Source organism: Paenibacillus antarcticus, assembly GCF_001637225.1.
Classification (GTDB): Bacteria; Bacillota; Bacilli; order Paenibacillales; family Paenibacillaceae; genus Paenibacillus_AQ; species Paenibacillus_AQ antarcticus.
In genome coordinates, this window is sequence record NZ_LVJI01000007.1 from 360,018 (window position 1) to 381,670 (window position 21,653).

The window sequence follows — 21,653 nt, forward strand, 5'->3', positions numbered from 1 at the left end:
TAAATGTTCCATATAAACGCTAAACCAGCAGCCCTTCTCGGCTGGGCTGCTGGTTTGATTGACTTACTGCGCTTTAACCTGATCTTCTGGCATCAGCAACTGATATGTTGGTGTGGAACTGTTCATCCAATTGTCGATTAAGTCTTGCGCAAATTTGAGATCTTCTTCATCAACACGGTCATAGGAAATACCGTTCAATCGCATGCTTTCACCCATAACCGTAAAGCTTGTAATCTCCACTGCAGTTCCAGTGAGTAATTGTTTGCTCAGATCAATGATGAACTTCGGCTGCATGTTTGTCTGTAGGTTAGTACCCATGATATCTAGTAATTGTGGGATCTTCGTGATTTGATTCAGGTTCATCATTTTTTTAGCCACTTGATCTAAGAAGACCTGTTGTCTCTTCGTACGATTAAAGTCACTATCCTCACGATAACGCACATAATTTAAAGCATCCGTACCATTGTATATAGGCTGATTGGCTTTGATCGTGAATTTCTCATGATCTGCACCCTTGTTGACGATATCCTTCTGAATTGGAAGTTCCACGCCACCAAGCGCATCCACCGCATCCCTTAATCCCACGAAATTAATCGTAGTATAGTAGTCTAACGTATGGTCGAGCAAAGCCTCTGTGGTATCCTTTGCCATCTGTTGTCCACCAAAAGCGAATGCGTGATTGATCTTGTCCTTCTTACCTTTCCCTATAATCTCGGTATACGTATCGCGTGGGATAGAAACCAATAATACCTTTGATTCTTTAGGTCTTATTACAGAATAAATCATCGTATCCGAACGCGCAGGTTCATTCCCTCGCTGGTCTGTGCCTAATAGTAGAACAGAGAAGGGTTTAGTCTGAACAGCAATCGTCTCTGCCTTAGGGTTTGTTACATCCCCTTCTAACGGCTTATATGACTTCTCCTGTAGTGCATCCTCTACCTGGTCAGATAGAAATATATCAAATGCCAGCATAGCAATCGGCTTACGGAATGTAAAAGCCCCTGATGCAATCAAGACTAGCACTACCGCTGCTATAACCATTTTTTTTGTTTTCTTTGTCATTATTCAAGTTCCTTCTCTATATGTGGAGTATAAATAAATAGCGTGATTGTTATTATAAATTACATGAAACACGAACTAAGATCAAACCTCCCTTTTCGTATTAAACAGATTATTTAATGAATGAATCTAGTAATATAAAAAGTGTCATACCAAACTATTGTATACGGTAAATGGGTAAAAAGAAACTTTTATATGCTTGCTTCACCTTGTTTGCTTCTATTAGAAATAACGACATAAAGGGGAATAAATCTTAGGAATACGTAACAATAAATTAACATGAAGTGCATCAATCCCTTGCGTACTTACTATAGCTATGATAAAATCATTCTTGCTGCGGAAAGGTACCCAAGTGGTCCAAGGGGGCTGACTCGAAATCAGTTAGGCGTCGCAAGGCGTGCGTGGGTTCGACTCCCACTCTTTCCGCCATTACTATTTTATTTACAATAAACCAAATTATTCAACGCTCCTACATAAATGTAGGAGCGTTTTTGTTATTCAATATGCTGATAGGATACGGCATTCATCTTCTATAATACAAGCCAAAGAAGGACCCTTTCGGATCCTTCTTGACAGCGGTGCTTGACGATTTGGATTTCTTCTACATTTACAATTAAAGTGAACTTACGCTAGAAGCAAACCGCGTGCTTGCTTAATGTGAATTGGCATAGGCCAGCGCTCCTTTAATGTAGCGTTTCTAGATTTCCTTGTGAGATCTGTTCAAAAATATAACAAAAGTTACGTTTTAAATAACAAATTGCATATTTCTCGTGGCATGACTACCGCCCTTTGAAGGGTAAGGCGCCATATCCACTGACTCTGAAGTCCAACGGAACCACACCTCTCTCATGCACCGCTTGAAAATAGTATGATCTAGGTGAGCCATTCCTATACATGTTCTAATTAAATATTATTAATGGGATTTTCCTTTGTGTTTCTTTTTCCATACACGATCCTTGTTGGACGTGTCAGGAAATCGTTCGCCTTTACGTAATGTCACGTGCTTTGGATCAACAATTGTAGTCTCTAGACCAATGTCTCCGAACTCCATGTAATGTCCATTGTTTGGCGCCTTGTCTCCAGGTTTGAATTCTGTTCCTTCGCCCATATGTGCAGCCTCCCTTGAGATATAAAAATGGATTGCTCCATTAGTGTGTACCAGCGAGAGATAATCATGTGTCCATCTATTGGGATTGGGGGAAGGGCAGGCAATGCTTGCTTAAAACATAACTTTTTGGTATATTAATCAGGTGCGAGTTTCAACTCGTTCCTTGCTCCTGAGTCAAATCAGGGGCCGTGAGTCCATAAGGAGGTGAAAAAATATGCGCAAATATGAAGTGATGTACATTATTCGTCCTGACATTGAACAAGATGTCGTTCAAGCTACAGTCGAAAAATTCCAAGGCATTATCTCCAACGGTGGAGAAATTACAAAGCATGATGTAATGGGTAAACGCCGTCTTGCGTATGAGATCAAGAAATTCAATGACGGAACTTTCGTTTTGGTTAACTTCAACGGTACACCAGAAGTTATTAACGAACTAGAACGTCTTATGAAGATTTCTGACGAAGTAATTCGTTATCTCATTACCAATGACGTAGCTTAATTCATTTTCGGTTTTGTAGTTAAATCGCTTGAGGGAGGGGAACTTAAATTGTTGAATCGTGTCATACTGATCGGCCGATTGACTAAGGATCCTGAATTGCGCTATACACCTTCAGGGGTGGCAGTAACGCAATTTACGCTCGCTGTAGACCGTCCGTTTACGGCACAAGGCGGGGAGCGCGAAGCGGATTTCATTCCGGTCGTAACCTGGAGACAACTTGCAGAGACTTGCGCTAACTATTTACGCAAAGGTCGCTTAACGGCAGTCGAAGGACGCATTCAAGTTCGGAATTATGAGAATAATGAAGGTAAACGTGTATACATTACTGAAGTTATTGCTGATAATGTTCGATTCTTGGAATCATCCAAAGGCGAAAGTGGAAGTGGCAATGCTGGAAATAGTAATGCTACGCGTGAAGAACCTTCTTATGGAGGCGAAGCACGTGGAAATCAAACCTCGCGCAATAAAAACAACAATCAGGATCCTTTTTCCGATGACGGAAAACCGATAGATATTTCGGATGATGATTTGCCATTTTAACAACGGAAAGGACTGACTAGCATGGCTTTTAAACCAAGAGAAGCTGCCGATAACGATAAGAGACCGGCACGCCGTGGTGGACGTAATAAACGTAAAAAAGTATGTTTCTTTACTGCCAACAAAATTACTCATATTGACTATAAAGATATTGACTTGCTCAAGAAATTTGTTAGCGAACGCGGAAAGATTTTGCCGCGTCGTGTAACAGGTACTAGTGCAAAATATCAACGTGCATTGACGATTGCTATTAAACGCTCCCGTCAAATCGCATTGTTACCATACACTACCGAATAGTAGTTATGATTAAAAAAGACGACTTTCGAGTCGTCTTTTTTTTGTCTCTTCATTTCATATTTTTATTAACGCTAAAAACCTCCTACAAATCTATGTAGAAGGTCTAACGTTGTAGCATCTATTTCCTATTGCTGGCAAGCCCACTTTTCTGCGGAGCCCACACTAAAAAAACCGTAAGAGAATGTCCCTAACGGTTTTCTAGTTTAATGATATCTATCCCACATGAAGAAGCTATCACTTTATACGAAATGACAAGCAACTAAATGATCATTGCCAACATCACGGTATTCAGGTGCTTGTTGCTTACAAATATCTGATGCAATAGGACAACGGGTATGGAACTTACATCCAGATGGTGGATTTGCGGGACTCGGTATATCACCTTGCAGCACAATTCGGTCCCTCTTATACGTTGGATCCGGAATAGGTATCGCAGACATCAATGCTTTGGTGTAAGGATGTAGTGGGTTACGGAATAGCTCTTCCGTACTACTCATCTCTACCATCGATCCAAGATACATCACCCCTACTCGGTCGCATAAATGCTCCACCACGCTTAAATCATGGGAAATAAACAAATACGTCAATTGCTTATCACGCTGCAGATCACTAAGCAGATTAATAATCTGTGCTTGGATCGATACATCCAGAGCCGACACAGGCTCGTCTGCTACAATAAACTCTGGATTCATGATTAATGCACGAGCAATCCCGATACGTTGTCTTTGCCCACCAGAGAATTCATGAGGATAACGATCATACTGATAACTAGCAAGACCACAAATATTCATTGTCTCTAATACACGTTCACGCACTACCTTCGGATCGGTTACGCCATGATCATACAGAGCTTCACCAATCGCTTGGCCAACTTTGATCCGAGGATTCAGTGAACTAAATGGATCTTGAAACACGATTTGCATCTTCGGACGCATTCGACGTAATTCCTCTTTAGGCAGTTTGTACAGGTCTTTACCTTGAAATAGAACCGTTCCATCCGTCTTTTCATTCAAGCGAAGAATCGTTCTACCAATGGTACTCTTTCCACAACCAGATTCACCTACTAGACCAAGGGATTCGCCTCTATGAATACGAAACGAAACATCATCAACCGCTTTTACATTACCTACCGTACGCTGAAAGACCCCACCAGTGATCGGGAAGTATTTCTTTAAATTGTCTACTTGCATTAAGACTTCTTTCAAAGTACTTCCCTCTCTTCTTCATATAACCAGCAAGCTGATTTATGGTTGTCTTTGCCGTGCGATCTGAATGGTGGTTGTTTAACTTTACAAATATCCATGCAGAATTCACAACGATCATGGAAATGGCAATTATCTTCAAGATCAATTGGATTGGGAACTTGCCCTGGTATAGAATACAAACGTTCCTGTTTCTGATTAATAATTGGTTTAGCTTTGAGCAGTCCCTTTGTATAAGGATGTTGTGGATCCTGAAACAGTTCCAATACTGGCGCCTCTTCAATTACCTTACCTGCATACATCACGACAACATAATCCGCCATCTCAGCAACTACACCTAGATCATGTGTAATTAACATAATAGACGTATTAAGCTTTTGCTTAATATCACGCATCAAGTCTAGTATCTGCGCTTGAATAGTTACGTCAAGTGCAGTCGTGGGCTCATCTGCAATGAGCAATTTAGGATCACAACTTAGCGCGATAGCGATCATAATCCGCTGACGCATCCCACCACTTAACTCATGTGGATACGAATCAAATATTTTCTCAGGACGTGAAATTCCCACAAGGGTAATTAGTTCAATCGCACGTTTCTTAGCTGCTTTACGATCTAATAACATATGCAACATCAGCGGTTCGCTAATTTGATTTCCAATGGTAAGTACCGGATTTAATGAAGACATCGGCTCTTGAAAGATCATAGATATTTCATTCCCGCGAATCCTCGACATATCCTTCTTACTCAATTTGAGCAGATCTCGACCTTCGAAGAAAATCTCTCCCCCGACAATCTTGCCCGGTGGTGATTCAATTAATTGCATCAGTGACATCGCGGTTACACTCTTGCCGCAACCAGACTCGCCGACAACACATAATGTTTCGCCCTCACGAATGGTGAAACTAACGTTATCTACAGCCTTTACCGTACCTGCTGTTGTCTTAAAGTGTGTCTCCAAATTACGGAACTCTACTAAGTCTTTTACCATATTGCATCTCCCATCTTGAAGATATCGGTTTTGTTGTAACGACAACCGACGTTGTTCAAGGAAGCAGCCTTCGCTGCCTACATCACTTGTACTTTGTATTCAAACAATCATTATTTTTTCGTTTTAGGATCGAGTGCGTCGCGTAATCCATCACCAATCAAGTTGATTGCAACCGACGTGATCAGAATACACATACCTGGTGGAATCCATAGCCATGGTCTCTTTCGGAAATCAATCAGATTGTTCGCAGCCGAGATCATGTTACCCCAAGATGGTGTAGGTGGTACGACACCAACTCCTAAGAAACTAAGTGCTGACTCCGTTAGAATTGCACCAGCTACACTAAGTGTTGCTGTGACGATAATCACTGGAATGGTGTTTGGTAACAAATGCTTAAATATTTTACGTCCATCTTTGAGCCCTAATGCTTCCGTCGCCTGCATGAACTCTTGTTCACGAAGAGTCAGAATTTGTCCCCGTACAAGCCGTGCTAGCGTAGTCCAATTAAGAATCCCAATAATAACCATCAGGTAATATATTCTAATGTCAGGATCTACCTTCAGATCCGATAGAACAGCTCCAAGAATAATCAAGATCGGTAGCGATGGAAGAGCCATGAAAATATCAGCAACACGCATAATGATTGTATCCACAAATTTCCCATAGAATCCCGCTAAGGCACCCAATGTGGCACCGACCACCACTGTAATAAACGTAGCCACAAATCCAACTAATAGAGAAATTCGACCGGCCAACATCATACGAAGCAGGATATCCCGACCTAGCTTATCTGTACCCAACCAATACGTAACGTTAGGTGCCAAGTTCTTGTTCTTCAGACTATAGTCGTAGAGATTATGTGGTGAGAAAAATGGACCTATAAAACAAAGTATGAACATGAACACAATCGTTATAAATCCAATTACCGCAAGCTTATTTCGGGTAAAGCGGCGCAATGCCGTTTTCCACGGTGTATCAACCGCTTTAGCTTTTTTGGTATTTTTATTTTCCGTTATAGGCATAACATCAGCAGACAACGCAATCTCCTCCTACTTTAAACGAATTCTGGGGTCTGCAATTCCATAGAGCACGTCCGCAAGCAAATTTCCCAACAGGGTCAGCACGGCTAGAAAGATTGTAAACCCTAGCATAAAGGGGTAATCTCTCATATTAATTGAATTAAGATAGATGTGACCGATACCAGGCCATGCAAATATTTGCTCTAGAATCATAGCTCCACCAAACAGTCCTGGCAGTTCAAACCCAAGTAGAGTGATCGCAGGAATCATCGCATTGCGAAATGCATGCTTAAATATGACTGTCCGTTCTTTGAGACCCTTAGCTCTCGCAGTTCGTATATAATCCTGTCGAATGACTTCCAACATACTCGTACGGAAGTAACGCGTTAATCCACCTGTAGACAACATAGTCAGCACCATAATGGGTAAGAAGCTATGTTTAAGTACATCAGTGAAATATGTCCATCCCGTAGCATTTAACCCGGAAGTACTCATTCCTCCAACGGGAAACAGTTTTAAATCTAGTGCCAAGAACTTAATGAGTAATAGACCTATGAAAAAGGACGGCAGTGACATACAAATAAATACTAATAGTGTAACTACTTTATCAAAGAAAGAATACTGAAATTTAGCTGAAAATATACCGGTTATCATCGCTATAAACCAACTGAAGAACAACGCGAAGATTCCGATAACAAATGAATTCCATACATATGTGTTAATAACAGTCGTTACGGGTTGTTTATGTTGCATGGAATCCCCGAAATTCCCTTTAATCATATTACCTGCCCATATGAAATAACGTTGATAATCTGGCTTATCCAGTCCGTATATAGCTCTAAGTTGCTCTTGCTTCTCAATAGACATATTCGGATTCGCTCGCGCTGTAATGTAATCCCCTGGAACCATCGCTGAAATGGCAAAAATAATGATAGATATGCCTATTAGCGTAGGAATCATCTGCAAAAGCCGTCGAATGATATACTGCTTCATTCCTATTCCCCCTGGCCTATAAGTGGATATGCTCAGCTCTTATGAGCTGAGCATATCTAATATTCAATATTCTTTATTGTTCCAATTGAACTTGATACAAGCTGAAAGGGAACTCCTTGTACGGCGAAAGATCGAATCCTTGTGCTCTAGCATTTACAGATGTCATATTCGTTCTTTGGTACATCAAGATCATAGGAACATCTTTATTCAATTCTTGATACATTTCTTTATAAATTTCTTTACGTTTCTCTAGATCCATTTCTTTCTTACCTTTAGCCATCAACTCATCTACTTTAGCGTTAGAATAACCTGCGTCATTCTGTGCCCCTTTTGTGATGAACACGGTGTTATCTGGATCTGGTGTCAAGCCCCATGCAGCGAAGAACATATCGAAATCGCCTTTGGTTTTCTTATCCATGATTGCATTAAAGTCTAGTACTTCTGCAACAATTTCAATACCTAATTCTTTGTAGTTAGTAGTCATAATTGGAAGCAAAGATTCTACAACTGGATTGTCAGCAGTTGCAGAGAAATTGATTTTGAATTTCTCTCCATCTTTCTCACGAATACCACTTGCACCAACTACCCAACCTGCTTCATCAAGCAATGTTTTTGCTTTTTCAATATTAAAGTCATACTTCTCGATATTCTCGTCTGTGAATGACCAAGATACTTTGGATTGTGGGATGTTAATAACATCAGCATACGGTCCATAAATACCTTCTACGATTTCCGAACGGTTCAAACCGTAAGTAAGTGCTTGACGAACTTTAGGATCTTGGAATTTCTTATCATTGTGGTTAAATTGAATGTATCCATAACCATTGTTTGGAAGGATATTAATGTCCAAGAATCCAAGAGCTTTCAATTCTTCAACATTATCTTCGGAAACGTTGATGTTATCCATATCTGTTTCACCAGATTGTAGCATCGCCATGTTCGTCGAATCTGTTGTAGTTTTGAAGATGACATTCTTAACTACTGGAGCTCCTCTGAAGTAGTTCTCGTTAGCTGCCATCACAATTTCTTGTCCAGCCTTGTAACTTGTAATTTTGTATTGACCACTACCTACTGGTTTGCTGTTCAATGCTTTTACAGATTCCAAGTTACCTTGTTTGTATCCTTTGCCATAGTAAGATTCAGGCATAATGTATACCCCGCCCAATTCTACTGGACTCAATGCAGAATATTCTGTAAGACTTACTTCAACTGTATTGTCATCGATTACTTTGATACCAGAGATATCATTTGATGTGCCTTCGTTATATTCTTTAGCACCTACGATGTGATAACTTAGTGGATCAGATTCACCATCATAACTCTTATCAAGTAGTAACTTCATAGTAAACAAGTAATCGCTAGCTTTCATTGGGCTACCATCAGTGTAAGTAACACCTGGTTTAAGATGGTAAGTATATTTCAATCCATCTTCAGATACATCAATTTTCTCAGCCAAGCTGTTCACATAACTGCCGTCAGCTTTTACTTCAAGGAAAGAATCAAAAATTGCATAATTTACATAAAAATCATAAGCCGTTTCCATAAACAATGGGTTGAATACCCCTTTTGGATCTACCATACCAACAATCAATGTGTCTTTACGGTTTTTAGCTAGTTCAGGATTAAGTGATACATCCGTCGCTTTGATTAAACCACTTGACTGCTCTTCTGCAACTGGCGTCTCAGGTGTAGTCGTATCCACCGTCTCTTTTGTATCATTTGTTGCAGCTGGCGCATTCGCCTCTTTGTTGTTGCCCCCTGAACATGCGGAGAGTACTACCGTTAGCGAAAGTAAAAGCACTAACATTAAGTTCCATTTCTTTGTCATGCAAATTCTCCTCCTTTTAGATGATTTGTACTATATATTATAAATATAATATATCCGCCATATGTCAGTAACCACCTGGTTAACTGAAGTAAACAAACATTTGAATACTAATTTAATTATCGAAACAATGTACTAATTAAATAATGACCACAGGTCAATTTTAAGGTAAGTTTACCCAATGAATATTTAAATGTAAGGTATGCTAACACATAATGAAAATCAATTTATTTATTAATATAACCCAAATCTCAAAATATTCCAAGCATTTTAATTTATAATATGTTTGCATTTCTTTAAACATACAATTTACCCAAAAAAGTAAGATTCTACTTTTGGCTCTTTTTTGTAATCTTAAATCTATTCCTATTATAAGGAAGTAATGCACGTTGACCTGAGTATAGGCATGAGTCCTCTATAGTGGAAGATATTTCAAGACTGTATGGCTCACATTCGCTACGGAACAAATAGTTAATCACTTCGCTCATAAACCACTTCTATTTGTGTTCTATCAAAATCACTTGTTTTTAGTTGTTTTATTTTGTAAGTTTGCTCTCAGACTATACGTAGAAACCTAAAGAGCATGATTACGTTATGATCTTCGCATATCGCTCTGACTCAACTCTCATTTCAGCTTAAAGAGTATTAGTACAATACTCTTTATATGATTGTAAGCGTATACATTTTATTGTTGTTTAAATTTTTTTTCATCAACATACATTGTTTGTATAATTTTACTCTGTAAATGTGTCTAATTCAATACATTTTAATCACTTGCCTAATTACAATTACCTTTTAGACATATATCATAGTAAAGTATTCATCTAAAACTTCTATATCATATCACTGTTAACGAGTGAACCTCACTTTAACATAACATTTAGTGGAATGTTTATGCACATGCTACCATAGATAACAATTTGTAATTCACCTCCACCTATATTTTATTCTCTCCACAAAAAAATCTCCTACAGATTAATTAACTGTAGAAGATTGAAGTTTGGCGACAATAATAACCTTAATCCATAGATTCAAATGACGTCTCAGGTGGCACTGTGGACCGAAGAACTTTTTTCATATTCTTCTCAAATTTCACACGTGGTATGAGCACGCTATGCTGACATCCAACACATTTAATCCGAATATCCATCCCCATGCGAATAATCTCCATTTCATTACTTCCACATGGATGTTGCTTCTTCATCTGTACGATATCACCTAATTGAAATATCTTACGCTCCATCGCAAGTCCCCTCCTCGCCTTTAGTAGCTTGTAATTCTAGCACTTCTTCCCTCTCGATCGCTTGCTTTACATCCATTTGAATTTGCCGTTCTACCTTCTCGCGATATGTCGGTAAGCAGTCTGCCACAATTCGAAGCGCATATTCACTTGTACTCAATGATTGAACACCTAACACATTGGGTGATGAGATCATTTCAGGTGTATTTTCATTGGTACTTACTAAAGCTTGTTGTATAAGTTTAATTGTATCCTGAAGATTTCGTTCATTCTTAATAGGAATATCTACGATAGCTAATGCATTAGATAAAGAGAAATTAGTAACTGTTGTAATCGCGCCATTAGGTAAAATATACACTTCTCCTGTATGGCTTACGATCCGTGTCGTCCGAATACCTATCATCTCTACGGTACCTTTAAATGTGCCTGTCTGTATCACGTCTCCAACCGCAAATTGGTCCTCCAGAATAATAAAGAACCCTGTAATCACATCTTTCACGACGCTCTGAGCCCCGAACCCAATAGCTAAACCTAGTACTCCCGCTCCTGCCAGTAGTGGTGCAAGATCAAAGTGAAACTCAGATAAGACGATCAGGAACATCACAAAATTGCATACTACCGTTATGGTGTTCTTCAGTAATCCCCCAACCGTTATAAATCGGCGCGGATTCATTCTTAGCTTACTATTCTCTTGATGAGACAACGTCTTGTCTATCACTTTATATACAACTTTAATTAATAGACGAGTTAGTATAAATATAATTATTATTCTTACGGCTGCTAGGAGAACAACCGTCCACATCTCACTATCCGTCAGCCACTTCCACACCATGTCTTTAAATGCCAGCGCCTCCCCTATGACTTCTTGCGCAGTATCAGTATCAGTTTCATTCCCTGAATTCTGCATAATTTCCACTCCTTACATCTCGATGATTTCATAATGCTCTAAGTTGTTTTTTGTAAAGATGCCACGAATCTCTACGCGCTCTTGTTCAATGATGTTCTGCACGACGCTCAAGTCCTTCTCCGGAAAGAGAATAGATAGTGCGCAGCCTGCAGTTACATCTTTGGGTGTAGGAAATAAGTCTATTTCAATATCTGCATACTCCAATAGCATTTCAGCTCTCAGTGCCTGCTGAGTGGAATCAAATGCAATGAGAAGCCATTCCTCCATCATACAGCCTCCTGTGTCCTATCTTTTATAAACTTCCTACATATATTCATTTACTAGATTTGATACATATAAATATCTCTAGCTTTACCATTTCTAATCAAGCAACTGAGTATAAATAATTCATTTCATCCATATACTAGTACTACGATTCGCACGAGAAAGGAAGATCCTATGAGCCCTCTTACCAATCCATTTTCACAACAACAGCAACCTTCTTGCTTAAAAATACCACATACTGATCCTGAAATCCATTCCGCTATCATTCATCGATTGTTATTCCATCTCTCTCAAGTTAAGGAAGGTCAGCCTGTCATCATTATGTGTATTGGGACAGATCGATCGACGGGCGATAGTCTTGGTCCACTCGTGGGCACTTCTCTATCTCGTTATAATAGTCATCTCTTCCGCATCTATGGCACATTAGATGAACCCGTTCATGCTGTTAACTTACAAGAAACGATAACCTCTATTCATGAGATGTTTCATCAGCCTTTTATCATCGGTATCGATGCTTGCTTAGGCCAATCTGCTAGTATTGGCTGTATTCAAGTCGCTGACGGCCCCCTGAAGCCAGGCGCTGGGGTAAATAAACAATTACCGCCGATCGGCGATATCCATTTGACTGGTATCGTTAACGTCGGCGGCTTCATGGAATATTTCGTATTGCAAAACACACGTTTAAGTCTTGTAATGAGATTATCTGAAATTATTGCATCAAGCGTATACTCTGCCATTAAGGAATGGAAGTCTCACTCTACATTTTTTGCTTTGCGAGAGTAATGGCTTCCTTTTCCTCCGTCGACAAAGCATGCTTGGACTCCCCTAGTTCAAGAGATTTAGCATAAATGTATGAGTTGTCCCGATTATAAATCGAAGTAAGTACAACACCGTTCGAATGATCATCCATAATCGCCACAGAGAAGCTTAAATCACTACCTCTTTCTCCAAACGCATTGTATCTGATTAGACCCACATGTCCTTTGACAGAATGTAGTTTATTAACGGTACTGTCTAATAAGACTCTTTGTTGTTTATGATCGTCTTCCATGCTATCCAATTGTATTTTCAGATCAATGAGTAGTGACTCAAGATTTTCAACACCACTACCCGACATCATCATTTCATATCTACGGCGTAACTTGTTTAATTTAGATAACTGCGTAAACATCAAAATTAACAATATCAACACTACTAACAAAATGACTCCAATAAATAAGGCTAAATGTTCCTCGATTAAACCGTTAAGTTCTGACATAGATGTTTCATTCCCTTTCCTTCATCTTAGACTAGAGCCGTATATATTAGTTTAGGTCTATTTTTATTTACACAATTGCTTTATAGCTCTTATCAGAGATTCGACTTCTACCTCCGTTGTACCAACTCCTACACTAGCACGGACTGCTCCACTTTGTTCTGTATGTACAGCATAATGCGCTAATGGGGTACAATGAAGTCCTGCTCTCACAGCAATGCCGAACTCGCGATCTAATCGAAATGCAATTTCAGATGAATCATGTTGATCAACTACAAAAGAAACAATACCTGTACGAGGCATACCTTTATCTGGTCCTAATAAATTGATATTAGGGATATCTTTTAATCCAATCAATAGTTGTTGCGTGAGATTCCATTCATGAGTATATATCCATTTAGGAGTAAGCTCAATCACTTTGTCTACCCCTACGCGTAAGCCTGCAATACCTACCGTATTTGGTGTCCCTGCTTCATAACGATCAGGTCGAACCGTAGGTTGCTCTTTCTCCTCAGACTGACTTCCAGTGCCACCATGCAACATCGGCTCTAGATCGACGTGAGGAGCAATGTAGAGCCCCCCAGTTCCCTGCGGCCCCAGTAGTCCTTTATGACCTGGAAAGGCCAACAGATCGATGTTCATTCGTTCTACATCTATATCAAGGATTCCTGCGCTTTGAGCGGCATCTACCAAGAAGATTGCTCCATGACTATGAGCTAACCTACCTATTTCCTCTACAGGCAGTATACTCCCTAATAAATTAGAACTATGATTGCATACAACTAATGCCGTCGGTTTCTTCAGTGCTATTTCTACGTCTCTAATATTTAATTCACCTTTGTCGTTAACCCTCACGTAATCAACAGTAATTCCAAGTGTTCTCTTCAAGTATTCCAACGGGCGCCGAACAGAATTATGTTCTATCATCGTAGCAACAACGTGGTCTCCCTCTTTTAACAATCCTTTTATCGCCATATTCAGCGCCATTGTTGTATGAGGTGTAAATACGATATCATTGGGATTCCTGACATGAAATAACTTTGCTAATTGCATCCTAGCTTCGAATAGCACACGACTTGCCTTTACAGCCATAGCATGACTGCCTCTGCCCGGATTAGCAGCTGATTGTTCCATCGAGATCTGCATAGCTTGAAGGACACCTGGAGGTTTCGGCCACGAGGTAGCGGCATGATCTAAGTAAATAATTGAATTCAACCAGAACCCTCCTCTAAAAGCAGAAAAGCATATCCTTTTCCAATGATGGAAAACAAACCAGATATGCCCTCTCTCAATCATACTATTTCGTGATTGATATATAGTAGAACTGTTTCTTTTACTCCTATGCCTGTTGTAACAATTCCAATAGCCGCTCTAAGTCTTGTTTACTGTAATAATTCAATTCAATCTTACCTTTGTCTTCTTTATTGTGTTTAATCTTCACCGTTGTATGGAAGCGATCACGAAGCGACTCTTCTAAATGATCAATATATGGATCATTTTTCTTAGACGTTGGTTTTTGAGTTTCCACAGGTTTACGGTCCAAATATTTCACCGTCTCCTCCAGCTCTCTTACACTCCATTCATTATCTACGCATTGTTTTGCTAATTGTTTAATAACTACTGGATCCTTGATTCCTACGACAGCCCTTGCATGACCCATAGATAATGTTCCACGTGAAACATAATCTTTAACTTCTTCAGGCAATGACAACAATCGCAAGAAGTTTGCGATATGAGATCTCGATTTACCCACTTTAAGTGAAAGTTCTTCTTGGGTTAAAGCATATTGATCCATTAGCCCTTGATAGGCAACTGCAATTTCCATAGCATTTAAGTTCTCTCGCTGTAAATTCTCAATCAATGCAATCTCCATAACTTGTTGATCAGTAAAGTTGCGAACTACAGCTGGAATCGTTGCCTTACCACAATACTGAGATGCCCGAAAACGACGTTCACCAGCGATGATCTCATAACCTTTAATAACACTACGAACGATGATCGGCTGAATGACACCATGCTGTCGAATAGACTCTGCTAATTCATGAATGGCTTCTTCTTTGAATTCTTTACGAGGCTGATAAGGATTTGCACGTAATTGACTCAGTGAAATTTCAACAATCTTATCATCATCGTTAATGGAGAGTGATGGTATTAATGCATCCAGTCCCCTACCTAAACGCTTATTCATATGAAATCACTTCCTTTGCCAACTCTAAGTATGCTTCTGCTCCTTTGGAGCGCGGATCATACGTTATGATCGATTTCCCGTGTGATGGTGCTTCACTCAAACGGACATTTCGTGCAATCACTGTTTTATACACTTTATCTTGGAAATACTTCTTAACTTCCTCAATAACTTGAATCCCTAGATTTGTTCGTGCATCAAACATCGTCAATAGAACGCCTTCAATTTGTAAAGACGTATTCAAATGTTTCTGAACTAACCGAATAGAGTTCAACAACTGACTCAAACCCTCTAAGGCATAATATTCGCACTGAATCGGAATAATGACCGAATCAGCAGCCGTAAGTGAGTTAATGGTTAGTATCCCTAGAGATGGTGGGCAATCTATTATAATATAGTCATAATTATCTTTAACCATTTGTAATGATTTCTTAAGACGTTGTTCTCTAGATATGGTTGGCACCAATTCTATTTCTGCTCCAGCCAATTGAATTGTGGCAGGGATAATATGTAAACCTTCTACTTCTGTATGAATAATAGCATCTTTCGGATGAACTTCATTAATAATGACATCATAAATGCAGTTTTCCACATCAGCCTTATTAATTCCAACTCCACTTGTTGTGTTGCCTTGCGGGTCTATGTCAACGAGAAGCACTCTTTTACCTAAAGACGCCATGCCTGCACCTAGATTAACGGAGGTTGTTGTTTTCCCTACCCCGCCCTTTTGATTGGCTATGGCAATAATTTTAGACACTCAATTCACCTCAATATATTATTGACTCTTCGTGTAGTTCCTGAGATATGGTTTTACGGCATCGTAATTGATGTTATTGAGTTAGTTCAGACACTTTACAACTGAATCCGACTATATCAAGAGAGAAAGCAACTTGAATTGCCGCTTTCATCTCCCCGACAACATTATCTTTTGGGAATTTGAATTACAATTTCGTAGTGATTTTCATGATCCTTCTCAGTTGTTTTTATTGACAATCCCGAACCAGACACCATATCAATTGACTGTCTAATGGTGTTTAAAGCCAGACGAACATCTTTAGTAAATGAGATTCTTTTTGACTTCTTAATTATAGACGATTCTTTATAGTAGGCTACTCTAGCTTCTGTCTGCTTCACATTTAGTTCTTTGGCAATGACTTCTGCTAGTAATTTAAGTTGTAGCGCTTCAGGACTTAATGCTAAAAGTGCACGCGCATGACGTTCAGTGATTTTCCGCTCCATCAAAGCTTCTTTCACTTCTACTGGCAAGTGTAACAAGCGAATCTTATTAGCTATCGTAGATTGACTCTTACCTAAGCGCTGAGCTAGGCTCTCTTGTGTTAATTGGTGCAAGTCGATGAGATTCTGATAAGCGACTGCCTCTTCTATGGAAGTGAGTCCCTCACGTTGCAGATTCTCAATCAATGCAATGGAAGCTGCTTGTGAATCATTGAAGTCCCGAACGATAGCAGGAATTGTTTCAAGCCCTAACTTCTTAACCGCTCTCCATCGACGTTCACCTGCAATAATCTCGTACTTATCATTCCGGTAACGTACAACAATAGGTTGAATGACGCCATGCGTTTTAATCGTCTGACAGAGTTCATCAATTTTGTTGTCATCAAAAATAGTACGTGGTTGAAAGGGACTTCCCACAATGTCATCGACTGGGATTTGTTTCACTTCATCCCCATTAGTCCGCTCGGTTAGGCCAAATAACTTAGAAAATTGTTCTTTCATTCCGTATATTACCACCTAGTTTCATAATAGTACCGAGTCAAAGTGGTTTACTACGATGTAGTACGTTCCACCATGCCTTGCCAGCACCTTCTTATCCGTATACAGAGATATACTGCACTTTGTACACATAAGGACCACTTACATTTTTTCGAAAATTGAAAGTAATGTCCATATACAACCAAATTCAATTATTTAATTATTCTAAGAAAGTGATGTTAATCCATCACATATTGTAAGATACTCTATCTATCTTATTCTATCACTTTTTCATATATAATCCTATTCTATCACACTCATATATTTCTATATATTGTTTATTCCTAAATACAAAGAAAAGACTTTGTATTCCAAATGATCTGGATTACAAAGTCTTTTTTTTTGAATCATAATGTTTCACGTGAAACATTATGATTTGCATCTATATTAGAGGGGACTTAGCAGCAACCCCGGGACTTCTAGGGTATTTCTGCGGTGTAGCTGCCCTCTTTTCTACAATGATAATGTGACGTTCAGCATCTTCCACCGGAAGTGTAAATTTTTCAACTTTTGTAAGTTTACCTTTTAATTGTTTGAAGCTATACGACGCCTCTTTCAATTCATCCGTAGGATCACTGCCCTTCATAGCTGCAAAGGTTCCATCCACACGAACAAAAGGTAAACAAAACTCGTTAAGCAATGCTAACTTCGCTACCGCTCTAGCGGTTACTAGATCATAATGATCTCTATAACCTTGTTTTTGTCCCCATTCCTCTGCTCTTCCGTGAATGAGTTCGACACCAGAAAGACCTAACTGATCAACAATATTTTTGAGGAAGGAGATTCTTTTATTAAGAGAATCAATAATCGTCAACTGAAGATCTGGAAAACAAATTTTAAGTGGAATTCCAGGGAAACCTGCGCCAGAACCAATGTCGGCAAGTGTCTTAACATTCTTCATATCCACAAAAAAGGCAAGGGAAACGGAGTCGAAGAAATGTTTTGTATATACTTGATCCCGTTCGGTAATGCCTGTTAAATTCATTTTTTCATTCCAACTCACCAATTCTGTGAAATAAGTTTCAAATTGGTTTAATTGTGTTTCATTTAAAGAAATGCCACGCTCCTGCAAACGACTAGTAAATAACTGTTGTATATCATCCATAACCTAACCCCTTGCCGCAGTTACACGGTTATAGTGTTCGAGGTATACAAGAAGAACAGAGATGTCCGCAGGTGTAACACCTGAGATTCGTGACGCTTGCCCAATCGAGATTGGACGAATGTTAGCAAGTTTTTGACGGGCTTCGATTGCAAGTCCATGAATTTCAGAATATTCAATAGTATCTGGAATTTTCTTCTTCTCCATTTTCTGTAGACGTTCTACATGAATCAACTGTTTCTCAATATACCCGGCATACTTAATTTGAATTTCAACTTGCTCCTTCATTTCATCGGTTAATTCATATGGCGAAGGTGCCAGTTGTTCGATGACGCTATAACTAACCTCTGGTCGACGTAACAGCATCAACATATTGGTTCCATCCTGAATTTGAGTAGAATCTGATTGTTCCAAAAGAGCATTTACTTCTTTCGGTTTTGCTTTCTCCACACTCAAACGTTCAATTTCTAGTTCAACCGTATTCTTCTTCGTTAAGAATCTTTCATATCGATCATCCTTGATTAGACCTATCTCATGTCCAATTGGAGTAAGACGTAGATCTGCATTGTCATGACGAAGTAATAAGCGATATTCCGCCCGTGAAGTCAACAGACGATACGGTTCATTTGTTCCTTTTGTCACCAAGTCATCGATCAATACACCAATATAACCTTGCGAGCGATTAAGAACGATAGGTTCTTTCCCTTGAACCTTACGTGCAGCGTTAATACCAGCCATTACCCCTTGTCCTGCAGCCTCTTCATATCCAGAAGTACCATTAATTTGACCCGCTGTGAACAATCCAGGCATTTTCTTAGTCTCAAGTGACGGATACAATTGTGTTGGTACCATCGCATCATATTCAATTGCATAACCATTGCGCATCATTTCTACCTTTTCCAACCCAGGAATCGAACGCAACATCGCTAACTGAACATCCTCTGGCATACTTGTTGACAGACCTTGTACGTAATACTCTGCTGTATTTCTTCCTTCTGGCTCAAGAAAAATTTGATGTCTTGGTTTGTCACTAAAACGGACAATTTTATCCTCAATGGATGGACAATAACGTGGTCCCGTTCCTTCAATAATCCCGGAGAACATCGGAGCACGATGAAGGTTTTCCGTAATGATCTGTTGTGTGTCAACTGACGTATATGTTAACCAACATGGAAGCTGATCATTCGTATTCGTCGACGATACCGTCTCATAGGAGAAGAATTTAGGCTTACTGTCCCCTGGTTGAATTTCCGTCTTCGAGAAGTCAATTGTATCTCTATGCACACGTGGTGGTGTACCCGTCTTAAAGCGAACAAGATCGAAACCGTGCTCACGCAAATTTTCAGCTAGTTTAATAGAAGGTTGTTGATTGTTCGGACCACTTTCATAAGCTAACTCACCCATGATAACTTTACCGCGCAAATAGGTGCCTGTAGTTAACACGATTGATTTACCACGATACTCAGTACCCGTCTTCGTAATTACACCAACACAATGACCATCCTCAACGATTAGTTCCTCTACCATCCCTTGACGCATCGTCAGGTTAGGCTCTTTCTCCATCGTTTCTTTCATTGTATGTTGATAAGAGAATTTATCCGCTTGTGCGCGAAGAGCATGTACAGCGGGACCCTTTGCCGTGTTCAACATTCTCATTTGAATAAATGTACGATCAATATTCCGACCCATTTCGCCACCAAGCGCATCAATTTCACGCACCACATGACCTTTAGCAGGTCCACCAATCGAAGGGTTACATGGCATGAATGCCACCATATCTAAATTGATTGTAATCATTAACGTGCGACAACCCATCCGTGCCGAAGCTAAAGCAGCTTCAACACCGGCATGACCTGCACCAATGACAATTACATCATAATCTCCACCTGCATAACTCATGGTCTTACCTCCCTTAAATAATTGTATCTATATCTATTAACATTAACATTAAGCTTTAATTGCTAAATCCTCTATTTACCCAAACAAAATTGCGAGAAGATTTGATCAAGTAACGAATCACCCGCAGTATCCCCAATAATCTCTCCAAGTTGTTCCCATGCCAACCGAACATCAATCTGAATCATATCAATCGGGATAAATTGATCGGCAGCATCATACGCATCTTGTAGTGATTGCTTCGCCTTATTCAATAAAGCAATATGTCGAACATTACTTACATAAGTCAGATCGTTCGATTCAAGATTTCCGCTAAAGAATAATTGTGAAATCGCATTTTCCAATGCATCAATTCCCTCTTGAGCCTTAACTGACATCCGAACAATACTTTCTTCATTAAAATAACGTTTTACGATATCCATATCAATCATAGACGGTAAGTCTATTTTATTCATAATCACAATACATTGTCTACCACGGATTTGTTCCATTAATACCAATTCATCTTCATGTAATGGCTGACTCGCATCGAATACGAGTAAAATAAGATCAGCCTCATTTACTGCATTCTTGGAGCGTTCTACCCCAATCTTCTCAACAATATCAAGTGTTTCCCGAATACCGGCTGTGTCTAATAACTTCAATGGAATATTGTTAATCGTAACGAACTCTTCAATCACATCACGTGTCGTCCCTGGAATATCCGTTACGATCGCTTTATTATCATGCGCCAATGTGTTCAGCAATGAGGATTTCCCTACATTAGGTCGACCAATAATGGCCGTTGTAATCCCTTCACGAAGAATCTTTCCTTCCTCCGCTGTCTTCAGTAATTTCGTAATACCTTCCATAACTTCGCTACATTTATCTTTTATAAAAGAGGACGTGAGTGAATCCACATCATGCTCTGGATAATCAATATTAACTTCAATATGAGCCATTGTCTCAATTAAAGTAAACCTTTGTTTCTTAATTTGTTGGGAGAGATCACCCTTAACTTGCTTTAATGCAATACTAAATGCCCGATCTGATTTAGATCGAATGAGGTCAATAACTGCCTCAGCTTGCGATAAGTCAATTCGTCCATTTAAGAATGCGCGCTTTGTGAACTCACCAGGCTCAGCGAGGCGAATATTTTGTTGCAATAGAATACCCATCACTCTTGTAACCGAGATCACGCCACCATGTACACTAACCTCAACTACATTTTCCATCGTAAAAGAACGCGGAGCTCGCATGACCGTTACCAGTACCTCTTCAACTTCTTCTTTCGTCTGAGGGTTAATAATATGTCCATAATGCACCGTATGAGATTCTGCATCAGACAGCTTTATACGACTTTTGAAAATTCGATCCACTTCAGGAATGGCTTCTGGACCACTTACACGGATGACAGCAATTCCTGCTTCTCCAACGGCTGTGGCAATCGCTGCAATAGTATCACTAATCAACATGATCACACTCTCTTTTCTAAAATATAAAAAAACAATGACTCCTGTACAC

Annotated in this window: 22 protein-coding genes and 1 tRNA gene; 5 read left to right on the forward strand and 18 right to left on the reverse strand. The window is 39.5% G+C overall.

What is annotated here, in order from left to right:
- Nucleotides 1–63: 63 nt before the first annotated feature.
- Nucleotides 64–1,062 (reverse strand): LCP family protein, encoded by a 999-nt coding sequence (locus PBAT_RS07240; RefSeq protein WP_068647992.1) that lies wholly within the window; start codon nt 1,060–1,062, stop codon nt 64–66.
- Nucleotides 1,063–1,397: 335 nt separating this feature from the next.
- On the opposite strand from PBAT_RS07240, the gene PBAT_RS07245 reads away from it, so the two are divergent.
- Nucleotides 1,398–1,488 (forward strand) — tRNA-Ser (locus tag PBAT_RS07245).
- Nucleotides 1,489–1,972: 484 nt separating this feature from the next.
- On the opposite strand, the gene PBAT_RS07250 is transcribed toward PBAT_RS07245, so the two are convergent.
- Nucleotides 1,973–2,167, reverse strand: coding sequence for a YjzC family protein (locus tag PBAT_RS07250; protein WP_068589347.1), 195 nt, complete (start codon nt 2,165–2,167; stop codon nt 1,973–1,975).
- 214 nt (nt 2,168–2,381) lie between these two features.
- On the opposite strand from PBAT_RS07250, the gene rpsF reads away from it, so the two are divergent.
- Genes rpsF through rpsR form a run of 3 tightly spaced genes read left to right on the forward strand, consistent with a single transcriptional unit; the run spans nt 2,382 to nt 3,500 of the window.
- The gene (gene rpsF, locus PBAT_RS07255; RefSeq protein WP_068533934.1) at nt 2,382–2,666 is read left to right on the forward strand and encodes a 30S ribosomal protein S6; all 285 of its coding nucleotides are present in this window, start codon (nt 2,382–2,384) and stop codon (nt 2,664–2,666) included.
- 48 nt (nt 2,667–2,714) lie between these two features.
- Complete coding sequence (ssb, locus tag PBAT_RS07260) at nt 2,715–3,206, forward strand: single-stranded DNA-binding protein (RefSeq protein ID WP_068647994.1); 492 nt, start codon at nt 2,715–2,717, stop codon at nt 3,204–3,206.
- Nucleotides 3,207–3,227: 21 nt separating this feature from the next.
- Entirely contained in the window at nt 3,228–3,500 is a 273-nt protein-coding gene (gene rpsR / locus PBAT_RS07265) for a 30S ribosomal protein S18 (protein ID WP_068589352.1), read from the forward strand.
- 239 nt (nt 3,501–3,739) lie between these two features.
- On the opposite strand, the gene PBAT_RS07270 is transcribed toward rpsR, so the two are convergent.
- The 8 genes from PBAT_RS07270 to PBAT_RS07305 form a co-directional block, all read right to left on the reverse strand.
- Nucleotides 3,740–4,705: an ABC transporter ATP-binding protein gene (locus PBAT_RS07270; RefSeq protein WP_068647996.1), complete on the reverse strand. Its 966-nt coding sequence runs from the start codon at nt 4,703–4,705 to the stop codon at nt 3,740–3,742.
- Nucleotides 4,702–5,691: an ABC transporter ATP-binding protein gene (locus PBAT_RS07275; RefSeq protein ID WP_068647998.1), complete on the reverse strand. Its 990-nt coding sequence runs from the start codon at nt 5,689–5,691 to the stop codon at nt 4,702–4,704. Before PBAT_RS07275 ends, PBAT_RS07270 begins: the two co-directional genes overlap by 4 nt.
- A 110-nt stretch (nt 5,692–5,801) precedes the next feature.
- Nucleotides 5,802–6,713 carry an oligopeptide ABC transporter permease gene (gene opp4C, locus PBAT_RS07280; protein ID WP_149466408.1) on the reverse strand — a complete coding sequence of 304 codons (912 nt, stop codon included), beginning with the start codon at nt 6,711–6,713 and terminating at the stop codon, nt 5,802–5,804.
- Between the two features lie 27 nt (nt 6,714–6,740).
- Nucleotides 6,741–7,703, reverse strand: coding sequence for an ABC transporter permease (locus PBAT_RS07285; RefSeq protein WP_068648002.1), 963 nt, complete (start codon nt 7,701–7,703; stop codon nt 6,741–6,743).
- A gap of 73 nt (nt 7,704–7,776) precedes the next feature.
- Nucleotides 7,777–9,531, reverse strand: coding sequence for an ABC transporter substrate-binding protein (locus PBAT_RS07290; protein WP_068648004.1), 1,755 nt, complete (start codon nt 9,529–9,531; stop codon nt 7,777–7,779).
- Between the two features lie 1,015 nt (nt 9,532–10,546).
- Entirely contained in the window at nt 10,547–10,771 is a 225-nt protein-coding gene (locus PBAT_RS07295; protein ID WP_068648006.1) for a DUF951 domain-containing protein, read from the reverse strand.
- Nucleotides 10,761–11,675: a mechanosensitive ion channel family protein gene (locus PBAT_RS07300; RefSeq protein ID WP_068648009.1), complete on the reverse strand. Its 915-nt coding sequence runs from the start codon at nt 11,673–11,675 to the stop codon at nt 10,761–10,763. Before PBAT_RS07300 ends, PBAT_RS07295 begins: the two co-directional genes overlap by 11 nt.
- Before the next feature lie 12 nt (nt 11,676–11,687).
- Nucleotides 11,688–11,942 carry a putative Se/S carrier protein gene (locus PBAT_RS07305; RefSeq protein ID WP_068648011.1) on the reverse strand — a complete coding sequence of 85 codons (255 nt, stop codon included), beginning with the start codon at nt 11,940–11,942 and terminating at the stop codon, nt 11,688–11,690.
- Between the two features lie 171 nt (nt 11,943–12,113).
- Here PBAT_RS07305 and yyaC point away from each other — a divergent pair, with 171 nt between their 5' ends.
- Nucleotides 12,114–12,722: a spore protease YyaC gene (gene yyaC, locus PBAT_RS07310; protein WP_068648013.1), complete on the forward strand. Its 609-nt coding sequence runs from the start codon at nt 12,114–12,116 to the stop codon at nt 12,720–12,722.
- On the opposite strand, the gene PBAT_RS07315 is transcribed toward yyaC, so the two are convergent.
- The 8 genes from PBAT_RS07315 to mnmE all read right to left on the reverse strand — a co-directional run bounded on the left by PBAT_RS07315 (nt 12,697) and on the right by mnmE (nt 21,601).
- Nucleotides 12,697–13,197 (reverse strand): DUF4446 family protein, encoded by a 501-nt coding sequence (locus PBAT_RS07315; protein ID WP_068648015.1) that lies wholly within the window; start codon nt 13,195–13,197, stop codon nt 12,697–12,699. The two genes, yyaC and PBAT_RS07315, sit on opposite strands and share 26 nt — an antisense overlap.
- 63 nt (nt 13,198–13,260) lie before the next feature.
- Nucleotides 13,261–14,409 (reverse strand): aminotransferase class V-fold PLP-dependent enzyme, encoded by a 1,149-nt coding sequence (locus PBAT_RS07320; RefSeq protein ID WP_068648016.1) that lies wholly within the window; start codon nt 14,407–14,409, stop codon nt 13,261–13,263.
- Between the two features lie 124 nt (nt 14,410–14,533).
- Nucleotides 14,534–15,382 carry a ParB/RepB/Spo0J family partition protein gene (locus PBAT_RS07325; RefSeq protein ID WP_068648018.1) on the reverse strand — a complete coding sequence of 283 codons (849 nt, stop codon included), beginning with the start codon at nt 15,380–15,382 and terminating at the stop codon, nt 14,534–14,536.
- Nucleotides 15,375–16,136, reverse strand: a complete 762-nt coding sequence (locus tag PBAT_RS07330; RefSeq protein ID WP_068648024.1) for a ParA family protein — start codon at nt 16,134–16,136, stop codon at nt 15,375–15,377. The genes PBAT_RS07325 and PBAT_RS07330 overlap by 8 nt, the downstream gene beginning before the upstream one ends.
- A 164-nt stretch (nt 16,137–16,300) precedes the next feature.
- Nucleotides 16,301–17,116, reverse strand: coding sequence for a nucleoid occlusion protein (noc, locus tag PBAT_RS07335; protein ID WP_068648026.1), 816 nt, complete (start codon nt 17,114–17,116; stop codon nt 16,301–16,303).
- A 418-nt stretch (nt 17,117–17,534) separates the two neighbouring features.
- Entirely contained in the window at nt 17,535–18,257 is a 723-nt protein-coding gene (gene rsmG, locus PBAT_RS07340; protein WP_068648028.1) for a 16S rRNA (guanine(527)-N(7))-methyltransferase RsmG, read from the reverse strand.
- Nucleotides 18,258–18,260: 3 nt separating this feature from the next.
- Nucleotides 18,261–20,153 carry a tRNA uridine-5-carboxymethylaminomethyl(34) synthesis enzyme MnmG gene (gene mnmG, locus PBAT_RS07345; protein ID WP_068648030.1) on the reverse strand — a complete coding sequence of 631 codons (1,893 nt, stop codon included), beginning with the start codon at nt 20,151–20,153 and terminating at the stop codon, nt 18,261–18,263.
- A gap of 71 nt (nt 20,154–20,224) precedes the next feature.
- Nucleotides 20,225–21,601 (reverse strand): tRNA uridine-5-carboxymethylaminomethyl(34) synthesis GTPase MnmE, encoded by a 1,377-nt coding sequence (gene mnmE / locus PBAT_RS07350; protein ID WP_068648117.1) that lies wholly within the window; start codon nt 21,599–21,601, stop codon nt 20,225–20,227.
- Nucleotides 21,602–21,653: the final 52 nt, after the last annotated feature.